Below are 23528 nucleotides of genomic sequence, written 5' to 3'. Positions count from 1 at the left end.
TACTTCTATCACTTCTTCAATTTATGTAATAATCATATTATACTACCGTTTACATTGCCTTTGAAAGATTAGACGTAATGATACTGGGTATTGTGTATCCAACATGAGGAGGAACGAAAATGGATGTAAGATTTCCGATTGGCAAGCCAGTAATTCCTGAAGAAATGACAAAAGAAGCAATTGACTCATTTGTTAAAGAACTCGAAATGTTTCCCGCTAAATTGAATGAAGCCCTAGAAAATTTACCAGAAAAATCTTTAGAGGCAACCTATCGAGAGGGAGGATGGACTGTCCGCCAGCTGGTTCATCATTTAGCAGATGCTCACATGAATGGGTTTGTCCGTTTTAAATGGGCGTTAACGGAAGAAAGCCCGGCAGTCAAAACATTTGATATTAATAAATGGGCCGACACCTATGAAGCTCAGGGAAGCCCCATTGAAGGAAGCCTTATGCTGCTGTCAGGCTTGCACGCGAAATGGGTATATCTCCTCCGCTCACTGACTCTTGAAGACTTTGAAAAAACCTTTTACCACCCTGACAGAGACAAAACAATGACTCTATTCACTTGGCTTTGCAACTACACATGGCATGGAAACCACCATTTACAGCACATCAAAATTGCTCTTCAGAATACATAAGTAGACGGTGCCAGGCACCTCATTGAAAATTTGGTGCCTGGCACCCAAATGAAAAAAAGGTGCCTGGCACCTTTTTACTTTTCGTTGTATGCCCAATGATTGGTTGGGCCGTGTCCTTCTCCAAATTCTAATGTGTGTTCGATTGCTGCTTGAATGAATTGTTTGGCTGTGTTTACTGCGTCTTTGACGGATTTTCCTTTTGCAATTTCTGCAGTGATGGCTGCGGCATAGGTACAGCCTGTTCCGTGGGTGTGTTTTGTTTGAATCCTTTGACTTTCAAACTCTGTGAAGTTTTCTCCGTCAAACAGAAGGTCGATCACTTGATCTCCTTCTTTCCCATGACCGCCTTTTATTACTACATGTCTTGCCCCCTTTTGATGGAGCTTTTTGGCCGCAAGTTTTCGGTCCTCAATGGTTTGAACAGACATTCCAACAAGAGCTTCTGCCTCAGGCAAATTAGGTGTAATCACATAAGAAAGTGGAAGTAATTGTTCGATTAGTGCCTCTACTGCCTCTTCTTGCAAAAGAGATTGCCCGCCTTTAGCGACCATGACAGGATCAATAACGACCTGGTTCCAGTCGTATTCTTTCACCTTCCTAGCCACAAGCTCGATCATGTCACTATTAAAAAGCATTCCAGTTTTAATAGCAGCAGGCGGCAAATCAGCTGCCACCGCATCGATTTGATTTTCCAGAGCTTCAAGTGACATCGGGTAAACTCCGTGAACACCTAATGTATTTTGTGCAGTTACTGCTGTTAGGGCAGACATTCCAAATACTCCAAGCTCTTGAAATGTCTTGAGATCAGCCTGAATTCCGGCTCCTCCACCTGAATCAGAGCCTGCAATTGTTAATGCCCGAGCATATTTCATCTATTAAAGCACCTCTTTTCCTAGCCTAAATATTGATGATATAAGGTTTTTGCTTTTACAACATCTTTTATCCCATGCAGCAGGATGCGGCCATCACGGAAAACAACGAACCTATATTCATCTACTTTAAAAGAAATGAGATAAGGATTTGCTTGGATTTCCCGTACACTGCCATTTCCATTCAATTGCTTTTCCAACAGCTCAAAAGAAATTTCTCTCTTTTGGCCAGGTCTAATTTGAACGGTATCTCGTCCGCACAATACTGCAGTCTTTGTCATGTTTTCAAAGGATAAATTCGGATAAGTTGGCGATTCTCCACAGCTTGGACAATCCTTTTTTTTCATGCTGTCAATTGAAATCTGAGTGAATTGATTTGTCCAAACATCAAAGGAGAGAAGCTTTCTTCTCATTTGTTCATGATTACCTGTAATCCATTTTAGCGCTTCTGCCGTTTGGTAGGATGCGACCATTTGCACGGCCGGACTGATAATGCCCACAGTATCACATGTCATACCATCAGCAGGCAAGTGATTAAGCATACAGGCTAGACAAGGAGTTTCTCCGGGCAAAATTGTAAACGTCAATCCATAGCTGCCAACACAGCCTCCGTAAATCCAAGGTATTTTGTACTTTTGCGCAGCATCATTGATTAACAGTCTTGTTTCAAAATTGTCTGTTGCATCAATGATTAAATCACAATGATCTTTCAAAAGAAGTTCGATCGATTGTGCGGTAATATCTTCAACAACTGATTCGATTTCAACCTCACTGTTTACCGCTTTTAATCGCTGCTTTGCGGCAATTGCCTTTGGCAGACGGTTTTCAGCATCTTCTTCTGTATATAGCTGCTGTCTTTGCAGGTTGCTCCATTCTACATAATCCCTGTCTGCCATCGTTATTTTTCCAATACCTGCTCTTGTCAGCATTTCCGCACTGGCAGATCCAAGCGCCCCAGCACCGATAATAAGAATGTGGGAATTTCTTATTTTCTTTTGTCCAATTTCTCCAATTGATGAAAAAAGAATTTGCCTTGAGTATCGATCCATTACTGAGTAACCAAGCCTTCATTTGGGCTGCTTGCTGCGGCATAGCGCTTCTTTGGAACACGGCCAGCTTCATATCCCAACCTTCCTGCTTCAATTGCCATTTTCATAGCAATTGCCATTTTTACAGGATCTTTTGCACCTGCAACAGCTGTATTCAGTAGAACTCCGTCAGCTCCGAGCTCCATCGCTATAGCGGCATCACTTGGAGAACCGATGCCGGCATCGACAATAACAGGTACATTTGATTGCTCAATAATAAACGATAGGTTCAATGGGTTGATGATCCCCTGGCCCGCTCCTATCGGTGAGGCTCCTGGCATGATCGCATGAACACCAAGCTCTTCCAGCTTTCTTGCTAATACGACATCATCGGACGTGTAAGGAAGAACAATAAAGCCCTCTTCAAGTAACATCTCAGAAGCCTTTAATGTTTCAACAGGGTCTGGCAGCAAGGTTTTATCACACCCAATTACTTCTACTTTAATCATATCGCAAAGACCTGATGCTTTAGCAAGCCTTGCAATTCGAACCGCTTCCTCTGCCGTTTTGGCTCCTGCAGTATTTGGAAGCAAAGTATACTTTTTTAAATCAAGCTGTTCCAGAAAATTGGGCTGTGATTGTTCAAAAATATTCATACGGCGCACAGCAAACGTTAATATTTCTGATTCTGATTGAGCGACCGCTTCCTTTTGGATTTCAAAAGTGGGGTATTTTCCCGTTCCAAGTAATAAACGTGACTGAAACTGTTTATCTGCAATTTTTAACATGTGAATCATCCTCCTCCAACAAAGTGTACCAATTCTATTTCATCATTCTCTGAAAGCTTCGTCTGCTCATAGGTTTCTTTTGATAAAATATGACCATTAAGCTCTACAATCACGATTCTCTCTTCTAATTCATAATTTATGAGAACATCATAAACGGTTTTGACCTTCTCAGGCAACTCCGTCACTTGTCCATTTAACTGGATATTCATTAACTCACCTCCAGTTTCCTGCAACGGTCAATACTAAATTCTTCTGTGTATTCGCTAGTGAATGACCTTTTTTCAACAAGATCTCTAACCATCGTTCCTGTTACAGGTGATAAAAGAATCCCATTCCGGTAATGTCCTGTTGCAAAAACCAAGTTCTCATCCTCAGGATGATAACCAATATACGGTTTTCCGTCACTGGTTTGCGGCCTAAGACCTGCCCAAGCTGTATCAAATTCAGCTTTCGAAATCTTTGGTAAAATCTCCTTTGCCTTCTCAAGCAGCCATTGAATTCCACTGGCTGTTGGAGAATGGCTCCATTCATCATGAATCATTGTCGCACCAACAATTATCCGTCCATCATTCTTCGGAACAAGATAGCAGTGGTCAAAGAAAATCGTTTTTGTCAGCCATTTTTCACTAGTCTTTAAGGACAAGCACTCCCCTTTTACGGGAAAAACTTGATTTGGCAAGCCAAGCTGTTGAAAAAAATAATGGCTCCATGGACCATTAGCGACTACCACCTTTGCACAAGACACCTTGCCATTTGGTGTATGGAGCAAAAAATTCTCTCCATCCTTCGCAATATTCATCACCGGTGAATGCTCATGAATAGCAGCCCCAAGCTTGGCAGCACCTTTTGAAAATGCTTGATTCAAAGCGATTGGCGAAACATGCCCGTCATCAGGAAAAAACAACGCTCCTAAAGCCTTACTAGTGACTTCAGGCTCACAAGCTTTCACCTCATCAGGTGACAACCATGTTTGGCCTTGCCGTCCATTTGTTTTCCCTATTAAATCGGCTTTCTTTTTTTCTGAAAAAACTAGCTTTAACATTCCCTCTCGGTTATATTGAATGTCAATTCCGCTTATAGAAAGCAATTCTTGCTGAAGAGGTAGAAACATCTTTTGGCTATCAACCGAAAATTTAAAGAAGAGATCTTCTTCCTCCACTTCACTATGTGCTCCCAGCATCCCAGCTGCTGCCCTTGTTGCTTTTTGACCGATCTTCTCGCTTTCAAAAACGGCAACATCAATCTTTCTCTTTGCTAATTGATAAGCTACAGAGTGACCGATTACCCCGCCGCCAATGACAGCGACATCACAGGAACTTTTCATGAAAACCTCTCCTTATCTCGTCTTTTAGTTGAAGAACAGCTTTAAGAGGATCTTTTGCAGAAAGTATGGACGACATCACGGCGATACCCTTTAACGGGATAGGAAGAAGCTGCTGAATGGTTGTACAATCGATGCCGCCAATTGCAATGACTGGTACATTACTTTTTGCGGTCACTTCCTGCAGCTCTTTCGTACCCCTTGCCTTTAATCCAGGTTTTGATTGCGAAGGAAATATATGCCCATAAAGAACATAATCGGTACATTCTATTTGCTCTGCTTCGTCTGCCGAATGTATCGATGTACCAATTTTCAAATGTGGAAATCGCTCCCGCACCACGCTTGATTTGAAGCTGTGTGATGGAAGGTGAACCCGATGGATTCCATTCATAAGCGCTAAATCTACCCGATCATTCACGATTAGCCTTTGTTTAGGTATACCCTCGTTTAACAATTGCTGAATCAAATCCTGCTGCTTAGAAATTGTTTTTGTTTTTTCTCGAATATGAATATAGTCAATATGTTCTTGAACAGACTTCAAAATCGAGGTTAACTCTGAATTCGATTTGCTGCTGTCTGTAATGAGATGGATTTCCAAGCCAGCACCCCCTTTGCCTATTTCTCTACTGGAGATTTACCATGGAGCTTCCATGTTTCTTGAGTGTAAGCCATTTGCCAAAACTGATACTCATAATAGCTGCTTTTATAAAAATTATCCATCATTCTTCTTCTTTCTTTTTCTGACGCTGCTTCAGCCAATTCATTCAGGCGCTGGATCTGTTCTTCCACAAGCTCCCTGAACCAGTCGCCATTGTATGCAGCGATCCATTGCTGAAAAATAGGCTCGCTTGGAGTGCAAGTCTTCAAATGCTCTCCTACCTCTAAATAGAGCCAGTAGCAAGGGAGAAGAGCCGCTATGACTTCTCCTATCTTTCCGCTAAGTACAGATCTGTACATATGGCTTGTGTATGCATATGCAGTTGGAGAAGGTTCAAACTGCTCCACCTCTTCTTTAGAAATACCTAACAGCTCTGAAAATTCCCGGTGCAAGGAAAGCTCTGCTTCATAGGTCCCTTGAGCATGTGCAGCCATCCGGTTTGTCGTGTGCAAATCGTCTGCCATTGCTCCTGCATATGATTGGACTTTTGCAAAATTTGAGAGATAATAAGAATCCTGCAAAACATAGTACTTAAATGCTTCCAATGACAAAGTCCCATCGCCAATCCCTTTTACAAAAGGATGATTGAAGCTCTCCTGCCACCACTTATTAGAATGAATACGACACTTTTCAGCAAATGTTGCCATCATTAATTCCCCTTTCAATTAAAGAATTTGAACGAAAACTTTAACGTGGTAATACTTTAATCAAATTAAACATTCGGAAACTAAAAAAACCACTCTCCCATAGGAAAGTGGTTACGTTAATCAAAAATAAAGTTGATCCGCAGCCACTTCCCTACGCTGGTTTGAACCAGATCAGGTTTTGAGGGTCTAGAGGTTTCGCCTCCATCTCAGCCCTTAACAAGGACTCCCCTAGTGGGTAAATTTAATTTAGTTTTAGGTAAGATTCACATCGTTTATATAAGCCTTTTTTAAAAGATTGCAGCCTTTTGCTAATAAAAGTCTTTTTACTAATGAAAATTGGCAGGTTGCCAATAGCCACTCATTCGTGTCTCCAACTTCATATGATTCAGGTAACACCTGTGATGATTATTTTTTTAATCGCAATAATATTTATAATATCAATCTCTTCTTAAGTTTACCATGCAGATGAAATCTTGCAACACTAAAATTGAAGCTCACGCTTCAGCTCGGTCACATATTCGCTGGAGCCCGTTACAATTAAACGGTCATCCATTTTTAATTCTGTATCTCCATGAGGGACGATAGAATCCTTTCCTCTGAAAATACGAACAAATATGACATCACCTGTGAACGGGAAGTTTCGCAGCATAACCCCATCATATTTAGAATTGTTCATGTTGATTTGGTAAAGTGTTGTTTCTTGGTTTGTCAATATCTTCATGACACTAGGTGCTTCAATAAGTGCCCTAAGTAAGGTTTTTGTTGATAAAAGGACGGAAAACACATCAATGTTCTTTTCCTTCAATGAATCAGCTAAGTCTGGAGAAGCGATGCTTGCAATGACCCGCTCTACCTCTGCCTCTCTAGCAAACGATGCAATGTCTGCATTTTTTTCTTCATCACCTGTTGCAACTACAACAATATCGGCATCAAAAACAGCTTGCTCTTGAAGCGTATCAAGAGAGTAGTCTGTTAATTCTTTTATTTGAAATAGAGATTCTGCAATCTGTTTATCAATTTTATCTTGCTGAGTATGGTAAACAGTTGTCTCATATAAACCTGGATCAAGCTCGCGTGTTACTGGCAGCGTCATTTGATTTGCACCAATAAAGGAAATGCGAAGTTTTTTTGATGCTACACGCCGCTCTGGGAAGAGCTTTTTGAACCCAATCGGTGTAACGATACTTGTGATAACAGCTACTAAAATCAACACACCTGACATTTGATTATCAATAACTTCTAAACGTTCTCCAATCGTTGCAGCCGCAATAACAAGAGACAAAGTCGATGTTAATAAGAAGCCTGATGCAAGCGTCGTTTTTTGATCATACCATTTAGACAAATAGTAAATAGGAAGCATTTTAGAGATGAGCAGGCCAATAATAAGCAATGGAATCATCAGTAGAATCATCGGATCTTTGAATAACGACCATATATTAAGATCGACGCCAACCATTACAAAGAAAATCGGAATAAGAAAGCCGTATCCAAAGGAATCAAGCTTTTGCACCATTTCTTTGTTCGGCGATAGCAATGAAACGAGAACTCCGGCTAGGAAAGCTCCTAAAATATTTTCCGCTCCGATTGTTTCAGAAATCGCTACAAGTACAATGATAAGGGTAAACACTGCCCGCGTACCAATTTGAACGGTTCCCCTTGACATTGTTTCAATAAACGAACGGTTTTTAAATGCTTTTCCGAGGAAATAAAGACCTACTCCAGCTCCAAATAAGATGAGAAGAAGCCACATATTGCTGTCTCCCCCGCCATAAATAGACGCAAATACAGCAAGTAAAACCATTGTAACTAAATCTGCAATCACCGCAACCAACAAAATGATTTGGCCGATGTTCGACTTCATAATGTTCGCTTCTTTTAAGGTAGGCACAACCACGCCAAGTGAAATTGTCGAAATAATCAATGTCATTAAAAAGGCATTCTCAATGAAGCCGGTTAATACAAATAAATAAGATAATCCTAATGAGAGCGCAAATATTCCCAGAAAAATAATGCTAGATACTATAAATGTATTCGGTGCGTCTTTCCCGCTTTCGAGCTTTTCCTTCTTTTTCCCTCCTGCAAACGCCGTAAAATCAATCTCAAGACCACTTAAAAACATGAGAAAAATAAATCCAAGCATAGATAAGGTCTCAAGCCACATATCCTGTTCAACAATATTCAAACCGCTTTTTCCAATTACTAAGCCCATAATAATTTCAGCAACGACAACAGGCATAAAGTTCATCCTGAATCGGTGCATTAAAATGGGGGTAAGAAAAGCGACAATAATCACAATTACTAACGAAGTGACTGAAGCTGAATGTTCCATTTTATAAACCTCCTCACTTCTCACTAGAAGCTTTTTGGTATATCGCCCATTATTAATATTGGCTCGTGATTTTCATTACTTTTGAAAACATATTTAGGATTTTAGCATCTTTTTAATTTAAAATGAAGAAAAACACCTTTTTGATTTTTTAGAAATGGGGAACTTTATATAGGGTACCACCAAAGGCTGAATTTTTTCTTTAAATATATGTTAAGTTTTATCAATAGATTAAATGGACGGAAGGAGTTACTGTAGTGAAACTAGATATAATCGGTGATATTCATGGCTGCTTTCATGAATTTTATCAGCTTACAAATAAGCTTGGTTACAATTGGGACAGCGGTGTACCGGTTCATTCAATGAACAGAAGGCTTGCTTTTGTTGGTGACCTGACTGACCGCGGACCTGAGTCGTTAAAAGTTGTTGAAGCTGTTGTAAAAATTATTAAGTCAGAGCATGGCTACTATGTTCCAGGAAATCATTGCAATAAGCTGTACCGTTTCTTTTTAGGAAACAAGGTTCAGCACAAGCATGGTTTAGAGACAACTGTAGCTGAATTCAATGCTTTATCTCAAGCTAACAGGAAGAAAATCTCCGCAGATTTTATCCATTTATATGAAAGTTCTCCTTTATATCATGTGTTGGACGAGGGAAGGCTAGTCATTGCCCATGCGGGGATCCGTCAGGATTACATAGGAAAGCAGGGAAAAAAGATAAAAACATTCGTGCTTTATGGAGATATTACCGGAAAAACCCTTGAGAATGGCAGGCCGGAAAGAAGGGATTGGGCATTGGAATACAAGGGGGAGCCGTTGATCGTTTATGGACATACACCGGTTAAAGAAGCTCGGTTTGTTGGTAATACGGTAAACATTGATACAGGCTCCGTATTCGGAAATAAATTGTCTGCTTTAAGGTATCCCGAAAAAGAAGTCGTTTCTGTTCCTTCTTCATTGCCGTTTGATGAATCTCGGTTTCGGGAATGATGATTTATTTGGCGTTCATGTAGTGATTAGTGTGAAAAGACAGGTGCTGCAAATGACTGTATTGATGGGGTGGTATTTGTGTAACCTTTGGATTTATGAGCTAACTGTCAGATTTCTCTCACATTAACTCCTTTTATGAGGAGAATTCCCGGCTTTTCGAGTCAACACTACCATTAGAGTTCGAATTATGAGCGATATAACACCATTAAATACCGGATCTCCGAATTTGTTACTGTCCCTCGTATCTTAACTGATAAAGGTACAAGCAAGTTGGATCTATCAAAAGAAAAAAGGCAGGGTCTTCCCTTGCCTTTTTCAATCATTAAGAACCAATCGCCTGCAAACCAGCTTGGTTTAAGAAGTTCCATGGTTTGTTGTAATGCGGCTGGAAGAAGAAGTCGACAAAACCTAGTTCGTCAATGGTCATTTCGTTTTGAATACAGACTGACAATGTGTTGACAGCTTGTGTAACATCGACTTCTGACATGACCTGTGCGCCGACGATTCGGTGCGTATTTTCTTCAAATACGACTTTCAATGTAACTTCATGGAAGTCTGGCATAAATTCTGGGCGGTCATTTTCTTTGATTGTGATAGATTTCACATTCATATTTAAAAAGGAAGCTGATGTCTCTGTTACACCAGTAGATGCGATGTTTAAATTGTATAGTTTAATACCGGAAGTACCTTGTGTACCCATGTAGCGAATGGTTGGTTCCATAATGTTTTTTGCAACTAATGTGCCCATTCTAACCGCGTTTGTTGCCAGCGGGATGTAGGCGGGCTTTTTAGTGGGATTATAGGTAATCGCACAGCTGTCTCCTGCAGCAAAAATATCTTTGTCACTTGTCCTCATATATTCATCTACGACTATTGCTCCGTTTTCAAGCATATCTACTTGCCCTTTTAAAAGCTCTGTGTTCGGTTTAAAGCCGATACAAAGAATGACAAGGTCAGTTTCATACTCGTCTTTAGTTGTAATAACTTTTGATACATGTCCGTCTTGACCTTCGAACTTCGTAACCGTTTGTCCTAATGCCAGCGAAATCCCCTTAGAAGATAAGTTGCTTTCAATCACATCTGTAAATTCTGGGTCAAGGTATTTATTTAGGATTCTTTCTTCACCGTCGATTAAGGTGACGTCTTTCCCATAATGCTGAAATGCTTCGACTAGCTCGATCCCGATATAGCCTGCTCCAACAACTGTTATTTTGTTTGCATGCTTAGCTTTTTCAATAATGGTGTTTGCATGCTGATAATTTTTAGAGAGCAATATGTTGTTTAATCGGATGCCTTCAATCGGAGGGATGACTGGCCATGAACCTGTTGACATGACTAATTTATCATAAGAAGCCTCTATCACTTCATCTGTCATTAAATTTCGAGCACCTATTGTCTTATTAGTGCGATCAATCTGGATAACCTCATGATTCATTTTCATAGTGATTCCGAGTTCGGCTAATTGTTCTGGAGAAGAATAAAATAAACTTTCTGCTTTTTCGACTACTCCGCCAACATACAAGGCAATTCCACATGACAAAAATGAAACATTATCATTTTTTTCGAATACTGTAATTTCAGCGTCAGGATATAAGCTTTTCATATTTGAAACTGCTGCTGTACCAGCATGAGTGCAGCCGATAACAATGATTTTCATAGTTAAATGGCCTCCTGTAATTTGTTTGTGAAATACTTCACAATTATATGTGAAGTATTTCACATTCCTTATCTTTATTATAATCTTTTCTGTTTAGAATGCAATAGATTTTGTGAAGTTTTTCACATATTTCATTAGGAAATGAAATAAATAATTATAAAATACTTATTGATACCTTTTTTGAATAGGTTTCAGGATGTTTCCCTTGTTTTTCTTTTCTTTAGTTCATACGCAACCATCACTTTTCAAACCCATCTTCGATTTCCCATATTTATCTTCGAAATTTCAATTATATCTTCAAAAATTGCAATATTGATTATTCACCAAAAACTTTCACAAATAACAAAAAAGAATGCGGTCTTTCTATAGAAAAGATCGGCATTCTCTTTTAATCAAAACAGCTGTTGTTTACCTATTAAAATGCAACCCATAATAAGATCTAGAAAGCAAAGCATAATTTCCCTTTTTCGACAGCATGAACAATGGGCCTCCCTTCACTTGCTAATCAAAGGAAATCTCTGCTCCTTTTTCACTAGATTCATAAACCCCGACCAATATTTTCATCATTTCTACACCGTCTTGAACAGTACTAATTGTTTCGGCTTCACCTTTGATACATGTTACAAAATGATCAATTTCATTTTGGAATCCTTTATTAAAATCAAATGATAGTGCATCAATTTGTGGTGTAGAATTTAATATCGTATTATTTTTTTCTGTTACAATTTGAAGTCGCGGTTCGATTTCTGCACCACCTTTGTCACCATATAGGTTTACAGCAATTGATTCTTCCTTTGCATGGAGAGTGAAACTGACATCGACCATTAAAGAGGCTCCATTATCAAATCGGATAATGGCATTTGCTAAGTCTTCAACCGTATTCTTGTCAGGATCATAATCTGCTGCTTTGTAGAATGATTTGTTTTCAATATTTGAGCGGTTTCCTAATTTATTGTAGGTGTTGCCGCTGATTGATTTGACTTTCGGCTTCCCCATTAAATACCAGCACAGGTCAATAACGTGAATACCTATGTCGATTAAAGGTCCGCCGCCTGATCTTTCCTTATCAGCAAACCATCCCCCAGGATTACCTAGGGCTCTAATGCAGGATGCCTTTGCATAATAAATTTCGCCAAGATCACCCGAGTCAATGAAATTCTTTAATACTTGAGTATTTGTGCCAAATCGGCGAACGAAACCTATTTGAAATACTTTTTCGCTATTTTCCTTTACAGCTTTTTCTATTCCATAAGCTTCTTCAATTGTTTTACATAATGGTTTTTCAACTAAAACATGCTTCCCCGCATGTAATGCAGCAATTGAAATTTCCGCATGTGAGTTATTCCATGTACAAATACTGACAGCATCAACTTCTGAATCTCCTAGCAAATCCTGATAGTTTTTATAATATTTCAGGGCTCCATATTTCTCTGCTTTTTCCTGTGCTCTTTGTTCATTAATATCACAAACAGCATAGATTTCAACATCGTTATTATTTTTATAGGATTCAAAGTGCATTTCAGAAATTGATCCGGCTCCAATTACACCAATTTTTATTTTCCCCATTTTTGTTAACTCCTTTCCCTTTTAAAGTTCTTCCCAAATTCTTTTAACATTGTCCATGCCGATTTTAGATTCTTGCTTACATTCCTCTAAGCCCTCAAACTTCCTACCCCTGCTACTTTTAACAATTCCTACACCTCTTTTCACTATAATTCCCCCATTTTATGGTAATGCTTTCCGTTCTTTATACTAATAAACCATGATTGGTTATCTTAACCTAAATACATGAGCGATTGGAGTCTTTTCTTGCTTTTCCTCCAATGTTGGCATTCTTACAGATATTCCTTCCTCGGTTTGGCTAAATTCAAGATTTCCTTCCCAGCCTAGCATGTCTATACGACGAACCTTTTCAGTATAAGGGATGTAAACATATTCATCCTTATAACGAACATCCTCGCCTTGATATAATCGGAAACAGTAAGCTGTTTCACCTTTTTTTGTAAAAGCGAAGCCATCTTTGAAATATGGTGCACAAATACGTGTGCCATAAACGGCTTCACCATAAACTTTCAACCAAACGCCCAGCTCTTTTATCCTTTTAATTGCTCCCTCAGGTAAACGTCCGTCAGGTTGAGGTGCTACATTTAATGCAAGATTTCCACCTTTAGATATGATTTCAATCAACGTGTGTATAATTTCACGTGTAGACTTATAATTATCCTCATATTTAAAGGAAAAAGAAGTCCCCATCGTTATACAACTTTCCCATGGTACACTCATCGGACTTTCTGGAATCGTCTGTTCAGGAGTAATATAGTTTTCAAACTCCCCGCCTATGGTACGGTCAGCTGTAAGCAACCAAGGCTGTATTTCACGGGCTTTTTCCACCACTTCTCCGAGGCGAATGTCCTGTTTCCCTTTACCGACCCAACCTGCATCTAACCACAACACATCAATACGGCCATATTTGGACATTAATTCCATAATTTGATTATGGGTAAAGGTCACAAACTTTTCCCATAACCATGGGTATTCATCAGGATCATATGAAGGACCGCGCCACATCTCCTTGCCGCGATCCATGCCGGGAGCCCAATAGTATGGTGTATTCCAATCTGCCTTAGAAAAATATGCTGCAATCCCCAAGCCCTTTTCACGAAAAGCATCAAAAACATGCTTGCATATATCAGCATACTTATGATTGTGAAAAGGACATTCTGATGAAGTAATACGGTAATCGGTCTCTTTCGTGTCCCACATACTAAAGCCATCATGATGTTTCGTCGTGAAAATGAAATATTTAAAACCACCCTCTGCGGCTAGGTCAGCCCAAACTTCAGGTTGAAATCGAACCGGGTTAAATGTTTTATTTAGATCGAAATATTGTCGCTTAAATTCCTCACCATCTTCTTCCCAGTCAATGTCCGTACGTGACCAATCGCTATCCTTATCACTTAGAGCCCATGATTCCACAACTCCAAGTTGAGAATAAGGCCCCCAGTGCATCATCAAGGCTAGTTTTTGGTCCTTAAACCATTCGAGTCGTTCCAAAATCACTGGGTCTTTCGGTTTGAACCATTTTTCTTCAGCACTATAATTATGGACACCATGATTTACTTCTTGGTCTTTCGATTCTATCGTCATATTTTCATCCCTTTTCAACTTTAACTTCTCTATGATAATTTCAATCTTAAAAAATTACTTTATAGGAATTATGCTTTATCCCAGAAACGTCTTAGATTATCCATGCCAATTTTACAAGCTTCTCTGCATTCTTCCATTCCTTCAAATTCCAATGTTATATAACCGTCATAACCGGAATCTTTAATAAGTTTAACAATTTCTCTTATTTCAATATCACCTTGTCCAACAATTGCACCTCTTAAAAAATTACCATTAGACGTTTTAAACCATTTTCCTGCACCTGGATCTTCATAATAAGGACGGAAATAAAAATCCTTAAAATGAACAAGAGATGCATACGGAAGGTTCTTCTTTACACCTACAATAGGGTTTTCGTCTACACACATGAAATTCCCTATATCCAATGTCGTTTTAAAGTTCGGTCTATCCACTTCTTGCAGGACGCGCTGGACCCGATCACTATGCTGTACAGCCACTCCATGATTTTCAATGGTCGAGGTAATCCCGAATTTTGCTGCATAGTCAGCGATACGGCGGCTTCCTTCGATGATTTGCGGCAGGCTATTTTCAAAATATTGAATCGTCATTTTCTCATGTGGTAATGTAAATGCAGTGACATCATGGCGCATATGTTTGATGCCCATCCGGTCTAAAAGATTTACATGTTCCTTTAATCGTGCAACCTCTGCTTCAAATTCTTCCTTTGTAGCTTGGACAAAATTTGCTGGCATTGAATAGTTTGATAGTTCGATACCAACCTGTTTTGCTTTTTCTCGCACTTTATCTGCTAGTTCCAAATTATCTACTAAAGTAAATCCATAAGGAACAATTTCCATATGTTCCCCACCATTGTCGGCAATCCACTCGACAACATCTAATACATCCATTTCTCCTGATTTTACTGCTTCTAGTAAACTATACGTACTTAATCCTACTTTCACTTTTCTCCACCTCTAATTTAGTAGATTTACATTCTTTCCATTAACTGTTCCGTTATTACATCCATTGTTCGATATAATTCATCGAGCTCGTTTAATTTTTCATCACATTCAAAACAATTAGAATTCATATTAATAAATCTTTCGATAGACTCTTTATCCCAGTTGTTCCATGATGTCACCAGCATACCGGGCAGTTTACCTTCTGCCCCATGTTCTTTAGCCTGCCGTTTACTTTCCTTTAACAAATCCAATCCAGCATCTGTTTTGAACCAACAGGTAGGAATAACAGTGAAGCCTTTTTCAATAAAATTCCCAATGGAAGGATAGGCATCTAATTTTTCATAATGCCAATCCATAATTACAATATCTTTAGGGATAAGATCAATTGCTTTATGTGTACCAAACGTATCCCCTTCCCATTGGTTATAGCCCATCTTTTCACTATCATTTAAACGATCTCCCCATATAAACATTTCAACACCTCGATCTTTCACTAAATGCCTGTACATATCATTAACTGCCTTTGCAAATAGATCGGCTCTATCTTTCCCTTTGCAGCGAGGGCAGTTATCATCCGCCATTTCATAAACTTCATCCATACCAACATGAAATGCATCAGCACGAAAAGCATCGATTAGTTCATCCATTAGCTCAAATACAAGTTGATTAACGTCTGGATGTTCCGGACACCAGCTTCTGCAAAAAATTTCAGGCCATTTTGCATCAAGTGGTACATGCGGTGTTTCATCAAATTCAGGATACGCTTTAAGTATTGAATTACGTGCTCCGCCCCACCCTTGGTGACCAAGACATTGGAATAATGGGATAAGTCGTATCCCGTTATTTTTGCAAACTGCTGCAATTTCTCTTGCATCTTGCTTTGTTAATGTGCCACCAGTGACTTCTGGGTATGATTCAAATACAAAAGACGTATTACATTCCAAAAGTAAATGGTTTATTCCTTTTAGGGCCAATACCTTTTCAATAAATTCCTTGAATGGATCAACCAAGTTATGTGACCCGAATCTTAAATGAAATGCGCGTACAGGTTCTGTTCCATTCATTTTTTGTCCACTCCCCATTAAACTTCTATTAATTTAAATGAAGCTTCTTATTTCCCACAAGTTTATTGTTGTCGTTATATACTTCTTTTTACAAATGTTTGTTTATCATTATGACATTTTTGCTACTTTGCTAAAGGACTACCTTTCACAAACAGATTACATTTACCTAACAAAAATTCACTGAACATCGAATTGGCCCATGAAAACCAAGGTCTTGTAAACTTTTCTGGTTCATCGACATGAAATCCTTCGTGCATAAGATTCGTGTTTGCATCAGTGCTTTTAAACAGTTCAAGAATTTCTTCTTTCTCCTCATTTGTTAATGCCGTCATCCCCTGAATAGCAAGAGCAATGTGCCAGATGTAATCTTTAGGTGTATGTGGACTGCCAATCCCCTTAGCTCTCTTACCCTGATAGTAATAAGGGTTATCAGAGCTTAAAATAAAATTTCTGGTATTTTGATAAACTGGATCTTCCGCATCGCAATAACCTAAATAAGGAAGCGCAAGAAGACTGGGCACATTAGCATCATCCATTAGGTTGTATTTTCCACGTCCGTCTGTCTCGTAGGCGTAAATTGTTCCATAAGTGGGATGTTCTACTTTACCGAATTTTTGAATACCCTGATCAACTTCATTCGCCAAATCAAAAGCTTTTTTTGCAAGAATTTTATCATCAAGAACTTCTTCTGCTATTTCTTTCAATTGTTTTAGGACCACTACAGCAAACATATTGGAAGGGATTAAGTACCCATACTGACAAGCGTCATCACTTGGACGAAAACCACTCCAGGTCATTCCTGTGTAGCCCACAGGGGCCCCTTTCCCCTCATGGGATAAAGTATCCTGTGGGGGACAGTTATCCCTTTCAAAAAAATAGTTGGATTTTTCTCCATGATTTTGCTCCGTCTTCCAGATTTCAATTATTTTTTCAGCAGCTTCCTGAAACATTTCATTAAACTGAGATATTCTTCCGGTTGACTTCCAAAATAAATAGGACAACTGAATGGGATAACAGAGTGAATCAATTTCATATTTTCGTTCCCATAGAAGGGGGGTCATCTCTGTCTTGTCATCATGATATCGTTTTCCATTTGCTTCTTCGTTAAACGCATTTGCATATGGATCATGGATAATGAAGGATAATTGTTTTTTTATAACACCTTCAATCATGTCAGCCATTTTTTCATCATATTCAGCAAGGATTAAATACGGGCGAACCTGTGCAGCGGAATCTCTCAACCACATTGCAGGTATGTCACCCGTAATCACAAAGGTCGTTCCATCATCTTGAGGTCGAATTGTTGTTTCATACGTATTGGAAAAACAGTTTTCAAACATCGCTTGTACTTTTGGATCATGAGTGAATGATGTTTTTACCTCGTCTATTAATGCTTTCATTGATCGTGGTAATTGTCCTTGCATAAAGTACCTACTTCCTTTTTTAGTCGTTTTATAATAATGGGCGATTTAAAAAGCTGTGCCCTGTTTCAAGCTGTACACTTTTTGCACAATTTTTTTCGGATTCATTTTTTCAAATCCAATTGTAACGATTTCATGCTTACGAACTGGGACTTGAACAGCATTATTGCCATCTAAATGTAATGATTTCTCTTTTCCTTCAATCACATTACTTTTATATGCATGATTAAAAGTTTCTGAAGACTTGACTATAAGAGTATCGTTTTCATCAGCCATATTGAACCAGCGCACCATGACATCACCAGTCTGTTCAGATACTTTCATAGAAGAGAGTGCTAGATTTGCAGATTCCCACTGGACAAAAGAGTACAGAGGTGCCAACTCCCCATCATGAAGACCTGTCTGTTTCAATGACCAAGGTACCTGATATTGATACGCATCTTGATATGCCTTCGTTGCACCGGCTTTTCCCTTATGTGGATAAATGCGAAATGAAACTGAATGTTCTCCCAAACACTGAGCTTCAGGTGTTGGGAAGTAGCCCCAATCACCAAGTTCGCCTACAGACCGCAGTAATGTTACCGCGATCGTATTTCGGCCATCACGAATAATTTCGTACTCATTTAATCCAAGATTTGCAACAGTTAGGCCTTCTACATCATTCCTTACATCAACAAATGCTTGCTGGTGCTGTGAATGATCTGGGTTCGTCCATTCTTGTGGCGGTTCGTTGGTTCGTTTTGCTATTTCAAAGATTGAATCGGCATGATGTTCATCTGTTTTAATATCTGTTGGAAACAATGCTCTAAGACGATGATCTCTCGCTTGGTTGTTGAAAGATGTTTTCACGCTTATTCCCTTACTGTTCTTTGTTAATGTGACAACAGTTTTGATTGTAAATGGAACCTTTTCCTTCGCGCGTGTAGACTTTCTGCCAGTAAACCAGACCAGTTCTCTTTGCTCTTTATCTAATAACTTTGATGCGCTTATCGGGATTTCCCACTTATGCACAATCTCATATGCTGCCTGGAATGGAGTATCTTCGATGATGTTAACGTTTGCAATTAAGTCTTTTGTTGTTAGTGCTTGTTCACCATTCGGCTGCCTATACATGTATTCATTTCCAATATCTCCTGTATCTTCATATATACATAGTTCTTTAAATGTACGTCCATTTGCTTTATCGGTTACAGTTAAGGAACCATTTTCATTAATTTTTACGTTTACATAGTTATTTCCCATTTCATTTTTATTCACAATCAAGGAGCTATTATCCGTATGTTTTGAAGAAGAAACCAATGCATATGTCTTAAACCCTAAAGCTGGAACGTTTTCCGCTTCAAACGTAAGGTGAACCCGCCTGGCCATATACGGCTGGCGGAATTTTTCTTCTGGCAGATCATAATCAAAAGCGATTCCTAAGTCTACTAATTTACAGTTATATTCAGTACCAGTTTCATCAACTAATGTTCTTTCTTCTAATGGAAATTCTTTAAGCTCTTGTTTGTTTACTCCTGATGAGAAATAATTTCTTCTCACATCTAGCGTAATAGAAACTACGCCTGTACGATCCCACCCAGTCGTGTTATATACCGTAAATGGCAGCGCATTTTCTCCCCATTTGTTAAAACTCGTTGTATTAATATTTTTAGAAATGGACTCGAGGCTTTCATCAATGATCATCTCAGCAACATGATTACTCTTCTCGAATCGTGTAACCATTTCACGGTGAACCTCATCCACACTGCAGCCACAAATACTGTCATGCGGGTGATTTTGCATTAATGTCTTCCATGCGTATTCCATTAAATGATGGTGGTAATTGCCTCCATGCAAATATGCAAATGCAGACAAAGGTTCTGCCACCTTCTCTAGGAGTGTCTGGCTATGTTGATTCATTTGTTTAATATAAACGCGTGCTGATGCTGTATTAACAAGTGTACCCCATCCGTCTGTTTGCTGGCTTCGCAACTCTCCATCAATTATCTTTAAATTTTTCGGCAATGATTCAGCAAGTTGGCCCACATAATCATTAAAATTAGAATGAACAAATTCGATATTCGGATATAATATTTCAGCAACTTGTATTGCTTTCGGTAAATCTGATTGTATAGGTTGATGATCACAGCCATTCATCATGAGCATATGTGGTGTTGCCGCATACTTTTCTAAGGATGGAATATGCTGCTTCCAATATTTTTGTGCTTCTTTTTCATCTGTTGGTACTTCATTTCCATTACAGTACCAATTTGCAAATAAAATACCGAGAACAGAGGATCCATCTGGTGAGCGCCAAAGCATTTCTGAATAAGGAGATTCATAATGATCTGCATCACTGACTGTATTATTAAACCCTGTCGGCCTTACACCTCTTCCAAAGACAGCATTGTTAATTCCAGCCTGGCTTAAGATTTGGGGTGCCTGGCCAATATTTCCAAATGAATCTGGGAAATAGCCGACCTCTGAAACGCCACCCCATCGAGATGCATCGTTCATTCCGTATTGAAGATTGCGAATATTGGCTTCACTGCTTGTCAAAAATTCATCCTGCAAAATGTACCAAGGACCGATATGGAGCCTTCCCTCTCTGACGAACTTTTGAAGCTTTTCCCTCATTTCAGGGCGAATTTGCAAATAATCATCTAAAATAATTGTTTGTCCATCAAGATGAAAGCTTTTAAAATCAGGGTTGCTTTCCATTGTCTCCAAAAGCTTATCCATCAGCTTCGTTAAGAGGACGTGGTGCTTCTCAAATGGCAAGTACCATTCTCTATCCCAATGGGTATGGGAAATAATATGGATATACTTTTTAGCTTCCAATTTTAAACCTCCATAACCTGTTTATGTCTAATATAGTTAGTGATTTTTATATGATCTTTTTCATCTGCTCATTAGGAGAATTCAACCAGAAATGTTTTAATTTCATATGGTTTTATTTGAAAAGCGATGAGATCTTCATTTATTTTTTCATCTAAGGGCCTTTCCATTAAATCGCATTCCTCCCATGACACAATAGTAAAGTCACTGCCGATTTCCGCCTTGGTACTTCTGCCCTCGAATTCATGGATTCTTAGGACAACCTTGTCACTGAACTCAGCCTTTTTAACAGCGTCAATCATGATATTACTTTCAGAACAATATAGCATCGATTTTTTTTCTTGAAGATTACTCCCTTTCCTATAGGTAAGTGGATTATTTAAAAGCCATGCTTCCTTTACTGTTCTGCCTTCCTTCCAGCTTCCTTGATGTGGAAGCAAGGAATACGTAAAATCATGATGTCCTTGATCAGCCCAAGGATCTGGATGAATTGGCGATTTTAACAACGAAAGTCTCATCACATTATCCTTAATATCGTATCCATACTTACAGTCATTAAGAAGACTAACCCCATAGCCTCCTTCTGATAAATCAGCCCATTGGTGACCAACACTTTCAAAACGAGCAAAATCCCAGCTTGTATTCCAATGGGTTGGGCGTTTCACATTCCCAAATTGAATATCATAAGTTGCTTCAGTTGAACGAATGTCAACTGGAAAGGCTACTTTCAGTAATCGTTGTTGTTCATGCCAGTCTATATGTGTTTTAAAATCTATTCGACGGTTATTTTTATAAACAATTAACTCTTGCTCAATGACAGATGCTGCTCCATATTTCCAAACAAAAAGTATGTTAGCTTGGAGATTGCCTTTTTCAATTAATTTAACGGATTGTAAGGAAATAATTTCTTCCATTTTTTGTTGGTAAAAAATATCGATATCCCATGCATCAAACATCAGTGGTTTATCTTCAAATACTTGCAAAACGTTACCATGTGCATTTTCGGCTAGTACTTCGCGTTTATTTTCTTTATCATAAATGCTTGTTAGCTGTCCCTTACCATTCCATTTAATATCATAGAATGGTGACTGAACACTGCTTTTTGTAAATGTAAATGGTTCGTTTTGCTGCTTGTCCATCCTTTCTGGTCGGAACTCCAATTTCATATAACCCATCGCAGGAAGGTTCTCTATTTGAACATACCAGCCGTCTCCTGTATGTTGAGCAGTAAGCTCATTCCCCTCATGATCAATCCACTTTCCTTCATCTATTTCTTTCTGATTAGAGATAAAAATGACATCGTTACGTTTCCAGGGAGCCGAATTGAATACAGTCCACGTATATGAGTCTTCCTTCTGAACAAGTGATGTGGAAGCATTTTCCCATATGTCATTACCAAGTTTCTCTGCCGCTTCATATTCTTGTTTAGCGTCATCATATACTTCTTTAATGGATGAACCAGGAATAATATCATGGAACTGGTTACGTAATATCGTTTTCCAGCCTTCAGTTAATTTATAGTGTGGATAATCCGAAAATGCTTTTCCTTGAATACTGCTTAAAACACTTAACCATTCACTTTCACGATAAAGCAATTCGAGCTTTCGGTTCATCCGTTTCATAAATGCCTGAGAAGTATATGTTCCCCGGTGAAATTCAAGGTAAAGCTCGCCATCCCATGTGTGGACATACTCATTTGTTTCTTTGATTGTCTTATGCAGTCTTTTAAAATAATCACTAGCACTAGAAGGCTTTGCATGGGGCAATCCAGGAATTTTGTCAATCCTCAGGCGCATTTCAAGCATTTCACGATTGACACCGCCTCCTCCGTCTCCATAACCATAGGAAAGCAAGAGTTCCTGGTTTATATTTTTATCCTTATACGCTTCCCATGATTCTTGAACGACCTGTGGGGTCATAAAACCATTGTACGTATAGTATCTCGATTCCGGCCAAGGCTCAGTTGTCGTAATAAAATGAGTCAATATTTCACTGCCATCTATCCCGCGCCACTTAAATGTATCATGCGGCATACGGTTGAATTGACTCCAGCTTATTTTCGTTGTCATAAACGTTTTAATTCCTGACTTTTTCAGGATTTGCGGTAGAGCCCAACTATAGCCAAAAACGTCTGGAAGCCATAAAAATTCACTTTCCTTATTGAATTCTTCACGAAGGAAATTATTTCCGATTAATAATTGACGAACGAGCGACTCCCCAGAAGGAATATTGCAATCAGCTTCCAGCCACATTCCGCCATCAGCTTCCCAACGTCCATCAGCAATTCGTTCTTTTATTTTTTCATAGATTTCCGGATAATCATGTTTCATATATTCATATAATTGCGGCTGACTTTGTAAGAAAACATAGTCCGGATATTGCTCCATTAGACGCAATACGGTTGAAAACGAACGTGCTGATTTTTCCCGGGTATGCTTTAAACGCCATAACCAAGCGACATCGATATGTGTATGACCTATACAATGAAAAGTAACAGCATGGTTTTTCTCCTTTTTATTCAGTTGTTCTTCCAAATAGCTTTGCGCATGATACACTGATTCATAAAACTCATTAGAACCTGGATTCAACCAGTTAATATGATTAAAAGATTGATTAAGTGCATTTAGCAATTTATGTCGTTCTGGCTGATTTTCACTCAAAACGAGGATTGTTTCAATGACAGCTTTTGCATCAAAATAAAATGTATCAACCTGTTCATCAAGCCAAGCAATTTCAGCGCACTGAAATTTATATTCTTGTTCAACAGGGTACCCTCCACCTTCAAGGCCAGTCCATAATCTGAAATCAAATGTTACAGTTTCCCCAGCATACTCTTCAGAAATAAAAACTTCTTTATGATTGGAATCTACACCTTGATAAGGTTGACCATTAAAAAATAATAAAGATTCGAAGCCTGAATTATTCCCTCCACCAGTTCTTCCAAAATCAAACAGTCCGACAATCTTCTTATTAGTCCAAGTATTTGGAATAGTGACTATAGTAGACAACCATGCATATAAATCGCGTCCTTCCCACCGTTCACCTATTTTTATGGTAGGCGAATACTTATCATGTTCAGGTGGATACGTACCAACCTCGCCCGTTTCATCTATGACATATTTCCATTCCGACAATTTAGTCGTATCCCGATATCTAAACTTTGACAATTCAGTAATTCTTGCTTTCAGTTTCTCTTCTGTGAGCAACATATAAAATA

General features: G+C 38.8%; 19 protein-coding genes and 1 riboswitch. Of the genes, 2 read left to right on the top strand and 17 right to left on the bottom strand.

Annotation, left to right across the window (positions count from 1 at the left end; genetic code table 11):
* The first annotated feature begins 119 nt into the window (after window positions 1-119).
* Complete coding sequence (locus IC621_RS16830; RefSeq protein ID WP_191159554.1) at window positions 120-638, top strand: YfiT family bacillithiol transferase; 519 nt, start codon at window positions 120-122, stop codon at window positions 636-638.
* 74 nt (window positions 639-712) lie between these two features.
* Here IC621_RS16830 and thiD read toward each other — a convergent pair whose 3' ends face one another.
* The 8 genes from thiD to IC621_RS16790 all read right to left on the bottom strand — a co-directional run bounded on the left by thiD (window position 713) and on the right by IC621_RS16790 (window position 8278).
* Window positions 713-1510, bottom strand: coding sequence for a bifunctional hydroxymethylpyrimidine kinase/phosphomethylpyrimidine kinase (gene thiD, locus IC621_RS16825; RefSeq protein ID WP_191159552.1), 798 nt, complete (start codon window positions 1508-1510; stop codon window positions 713-715).
* Between the two features lie 20 nt (window positions 1511-1530).
* The gene (locus IC621_RS16820; RefSeq protein WP_191159550.1) at window positions 1531-2556 is read right to left on the bottom strand and encodes a thiazole biosynthesis adenylyltransferase ThiF; all 1026 of its coding nucleotides are present in this window, start codon (window positions 2554-2556) and stop codon (window positions 1531-1533) included.
* Window positions 2556-3329 (bottom strand): thiazole synthase, encoded by a 774-nt coding sequence (locus tag IC621_RS16815; RefSeq protein WP_191159682.1) that lies wholly within the window; start codon window positions 3327-3329, stop codon window positions 2556-2558. The genes IC621_RS16820 and IC621_RS16815 overlap by 1 nt, the downstream gene beginning before the upstream one ends.
* The gene (gene thiS / locus IC621_RS16810) at window positions 3329-3532 is read right to left on the bottom strand and encodes a sulfur carrier protein ThiS (protein WP_191159548.1); all 204 of its coding nucleotides are present in this window, start codon (window positions 3530-3532) and stop codon (window positions 3329-3331) included. Before thiS ends, IC621_RS16815 begins: the two co-directional genes overlap by 1 nt.
* Window positions 3532-4647 carry a glycine oxidase ThiO gene (gene thiO, locus IC621_RS16805; protein ID WP_191159546.1) on the bottom strand — a complete coding sequence of 372 codons (1116 nt, stop codon included), beginning with the start codon at window positions 4645-4647 and terminating at the stop codon, window positions 3532-3534. The genes thiS and thiO overlap by 1 nt, the downstream gene beginning before the upstream one ends.
* Window positions 4631-5242, bottom strand: a complete 612-nt coding sequence (locus IC621_RS16800) for a thiamine phosphate synthase (RefSeq protein ID WP_191159544.1) — start codon at window positions 5240-5242, stop codon at window positions 4631-4633. The genes thiO and IC621_RS16800 overlap by 17 nt, the downstream gene beginning before the upstream one ends.
* A 17-nt stretch (window positions 5243-5259) precedes the next feature.
* Window positions 5260-5949 (bottom strand): thiaminase II, encoded by a 690-nt coding sequence (gene tenA, locus IC621_RS16795; protein ID WP_191159542.1) that lies wholly within the window; start codon window positions 5947-5949, stop codon window positions 5260-5262.
* Between the two features lie 131 nt (window positions 5950-6080).
* A riboswitch (TPP riboswitch) is annotated at window positions 6081-6189 on the bottom strand.
* Between the two features lie 241 nt (window positions 6190-6430).
* Window positions 6431-8278, bottom strand: coding sequence for a monovalent cation:proton antiporter family protein (locus IC621_RS16790; protein WP_191159540.1), 1848 nt, complete (start codon window positions 8276-8278; stop codon window positions 6431-6433).
* A gap of 254 nt (window positions 8279-8532) precedes the next feature.
* Here IC621_RS16790 and prpE point away from each other — a divergent pair, with 254 nt between their 5' ends.
* Window positions 8533-9264, top strand: coding sequence for a bis(5'-nucleosyl)-tetraphosphatase PrpE (gene prpE, locus IC621_RS16785; RefSeq protein WP_191159538.1), 732 nt, complete (start codon window positions 8533-8535; stop codon window positions 9262-9264).
* Window positions 9265-9586: 322 nt separating this feature from the next.
* On the opposite strand, the gene IC621_RS16780 is transcribed toward prpE, so the two are convergent.
* The 9 genes from IC621_RS16780 to IC621_RS16745 form a co-directional block, all read right to left on the bottom strand.
* Window positions 9587-10921: an FAD-dependent oxidoreductase gene (locus tag IC621_RS16780; protein WP_191159536.1), complete on the bottom strand. Its 1335-nt coding sequence runs from the start codon at window positions 10919-10921 to the stop codon at window positions 9587-9589.
* 501 nt (window positions 10922-11422) lie between these two features.
* Window positions 11423-12487 (bottom strand): Gfo/Idh/MocA family protein, encoded by a 1065-nt coding sequence (locus IC621_RS16775; RefSeq protein ID WP_191159534.1) that lies wholly within the window; start codon window positions 12485-12487, stop codon window positions 11423-11425.
* A 21-nt stretch (window positions 12488-12508) separates the two neighbouring features.
* Window positions 12509-12631 (bottom strand): hypothetical protein, encoded by a 123-nt coding sequence (locus IC621_RS26875; protein WP_263575993.1) that lies wholly within the window; start codon window positions 12629-12631, stop codon window positions 12509-12511.
* 60 nt (window positions 12632-12691) lie between these two features.
* Entirely contained in the window at window positions 12692-14068 is a 1377-nt protein-coding gene (locus IC621_RS16770) for an alpha-L-fucosidase (protein ID WP_191159532.1), read from the bottom strand.
* 68 nt (window positions 14069-14136) lie between these two features.
* On the bottom strand, window positions 14137-15009 hold the full coding sequence (locus tag IC621_RS16765) for a sugar phosphate isomerase/epimerase family protein (RefSeq protein WP_191159530.1): 873 nt from the start codon (window positions 15007-15009) through the stop codon (window positions 14137-14139).
* Between the two features lie 26 nt (window positions 15010-15035).
* Window positions 15036-16073, bottom strand: a complete 1038-nt coding sequence (locus tag IC621_RS16760; protein ID WP_191159528.1) for a family 20 glycosylhydrolase — start codon at window positions 16071-16073, stop codon at window positions 15036-15038.
* Between the two features lie 122 nt (window positions 16074-16195).
* Complete coding sequence (locus IC621_RS16755; RefSeq protein ID WP_191159526.1) at window positions 16196-17497, bottom strand: glycoside hydrolase family 125 protein; 1302 nt, start codon at window positions 17495-17497, stop codon at window positions 16196-16198.
* A gap of 45 nt (window positions 17498-17542) precedes the next feature.
* Entirely contained in the window at window positions 17543-20314 is a 2772-nt protein-coding gene (locus IC621_RS16750; protein ID WP_191159524.1) for an alpha-mannosidase, read from the bottom strand.
* Window positions 20315-20385: 71 nt separating this feature from the next.
* The gene (locus tag IC621_RS16745) at window positions 20386-23520 is read right to left on the bottom strand and encodes an alpha-mannosidase (protein ID WP_191159522.1); all 3135 of its coding nucleotides are present in this window, start codon (window positions 23518-23520) and stop codon (window positions 20386-20388) included.
* Between the last annotated feature and the right edge of the window lie 8 nt (window positions 23521-23528).

This window comes from Metabacillus arenae (genome assembly GCF_014773385.1).
In the GTDB taxonomy this organism is placed as follows: domain Bacteria; phylum Bacillota; class Bacilli; order Bacillales; family Bacillaceae; genus Metabacillus_D; species Metabacillus_D arenae.
Note: the sequence above shows the minus strand (reverse complement) of the source record. Positions and strands in the feature narration are given on the sequence as shown.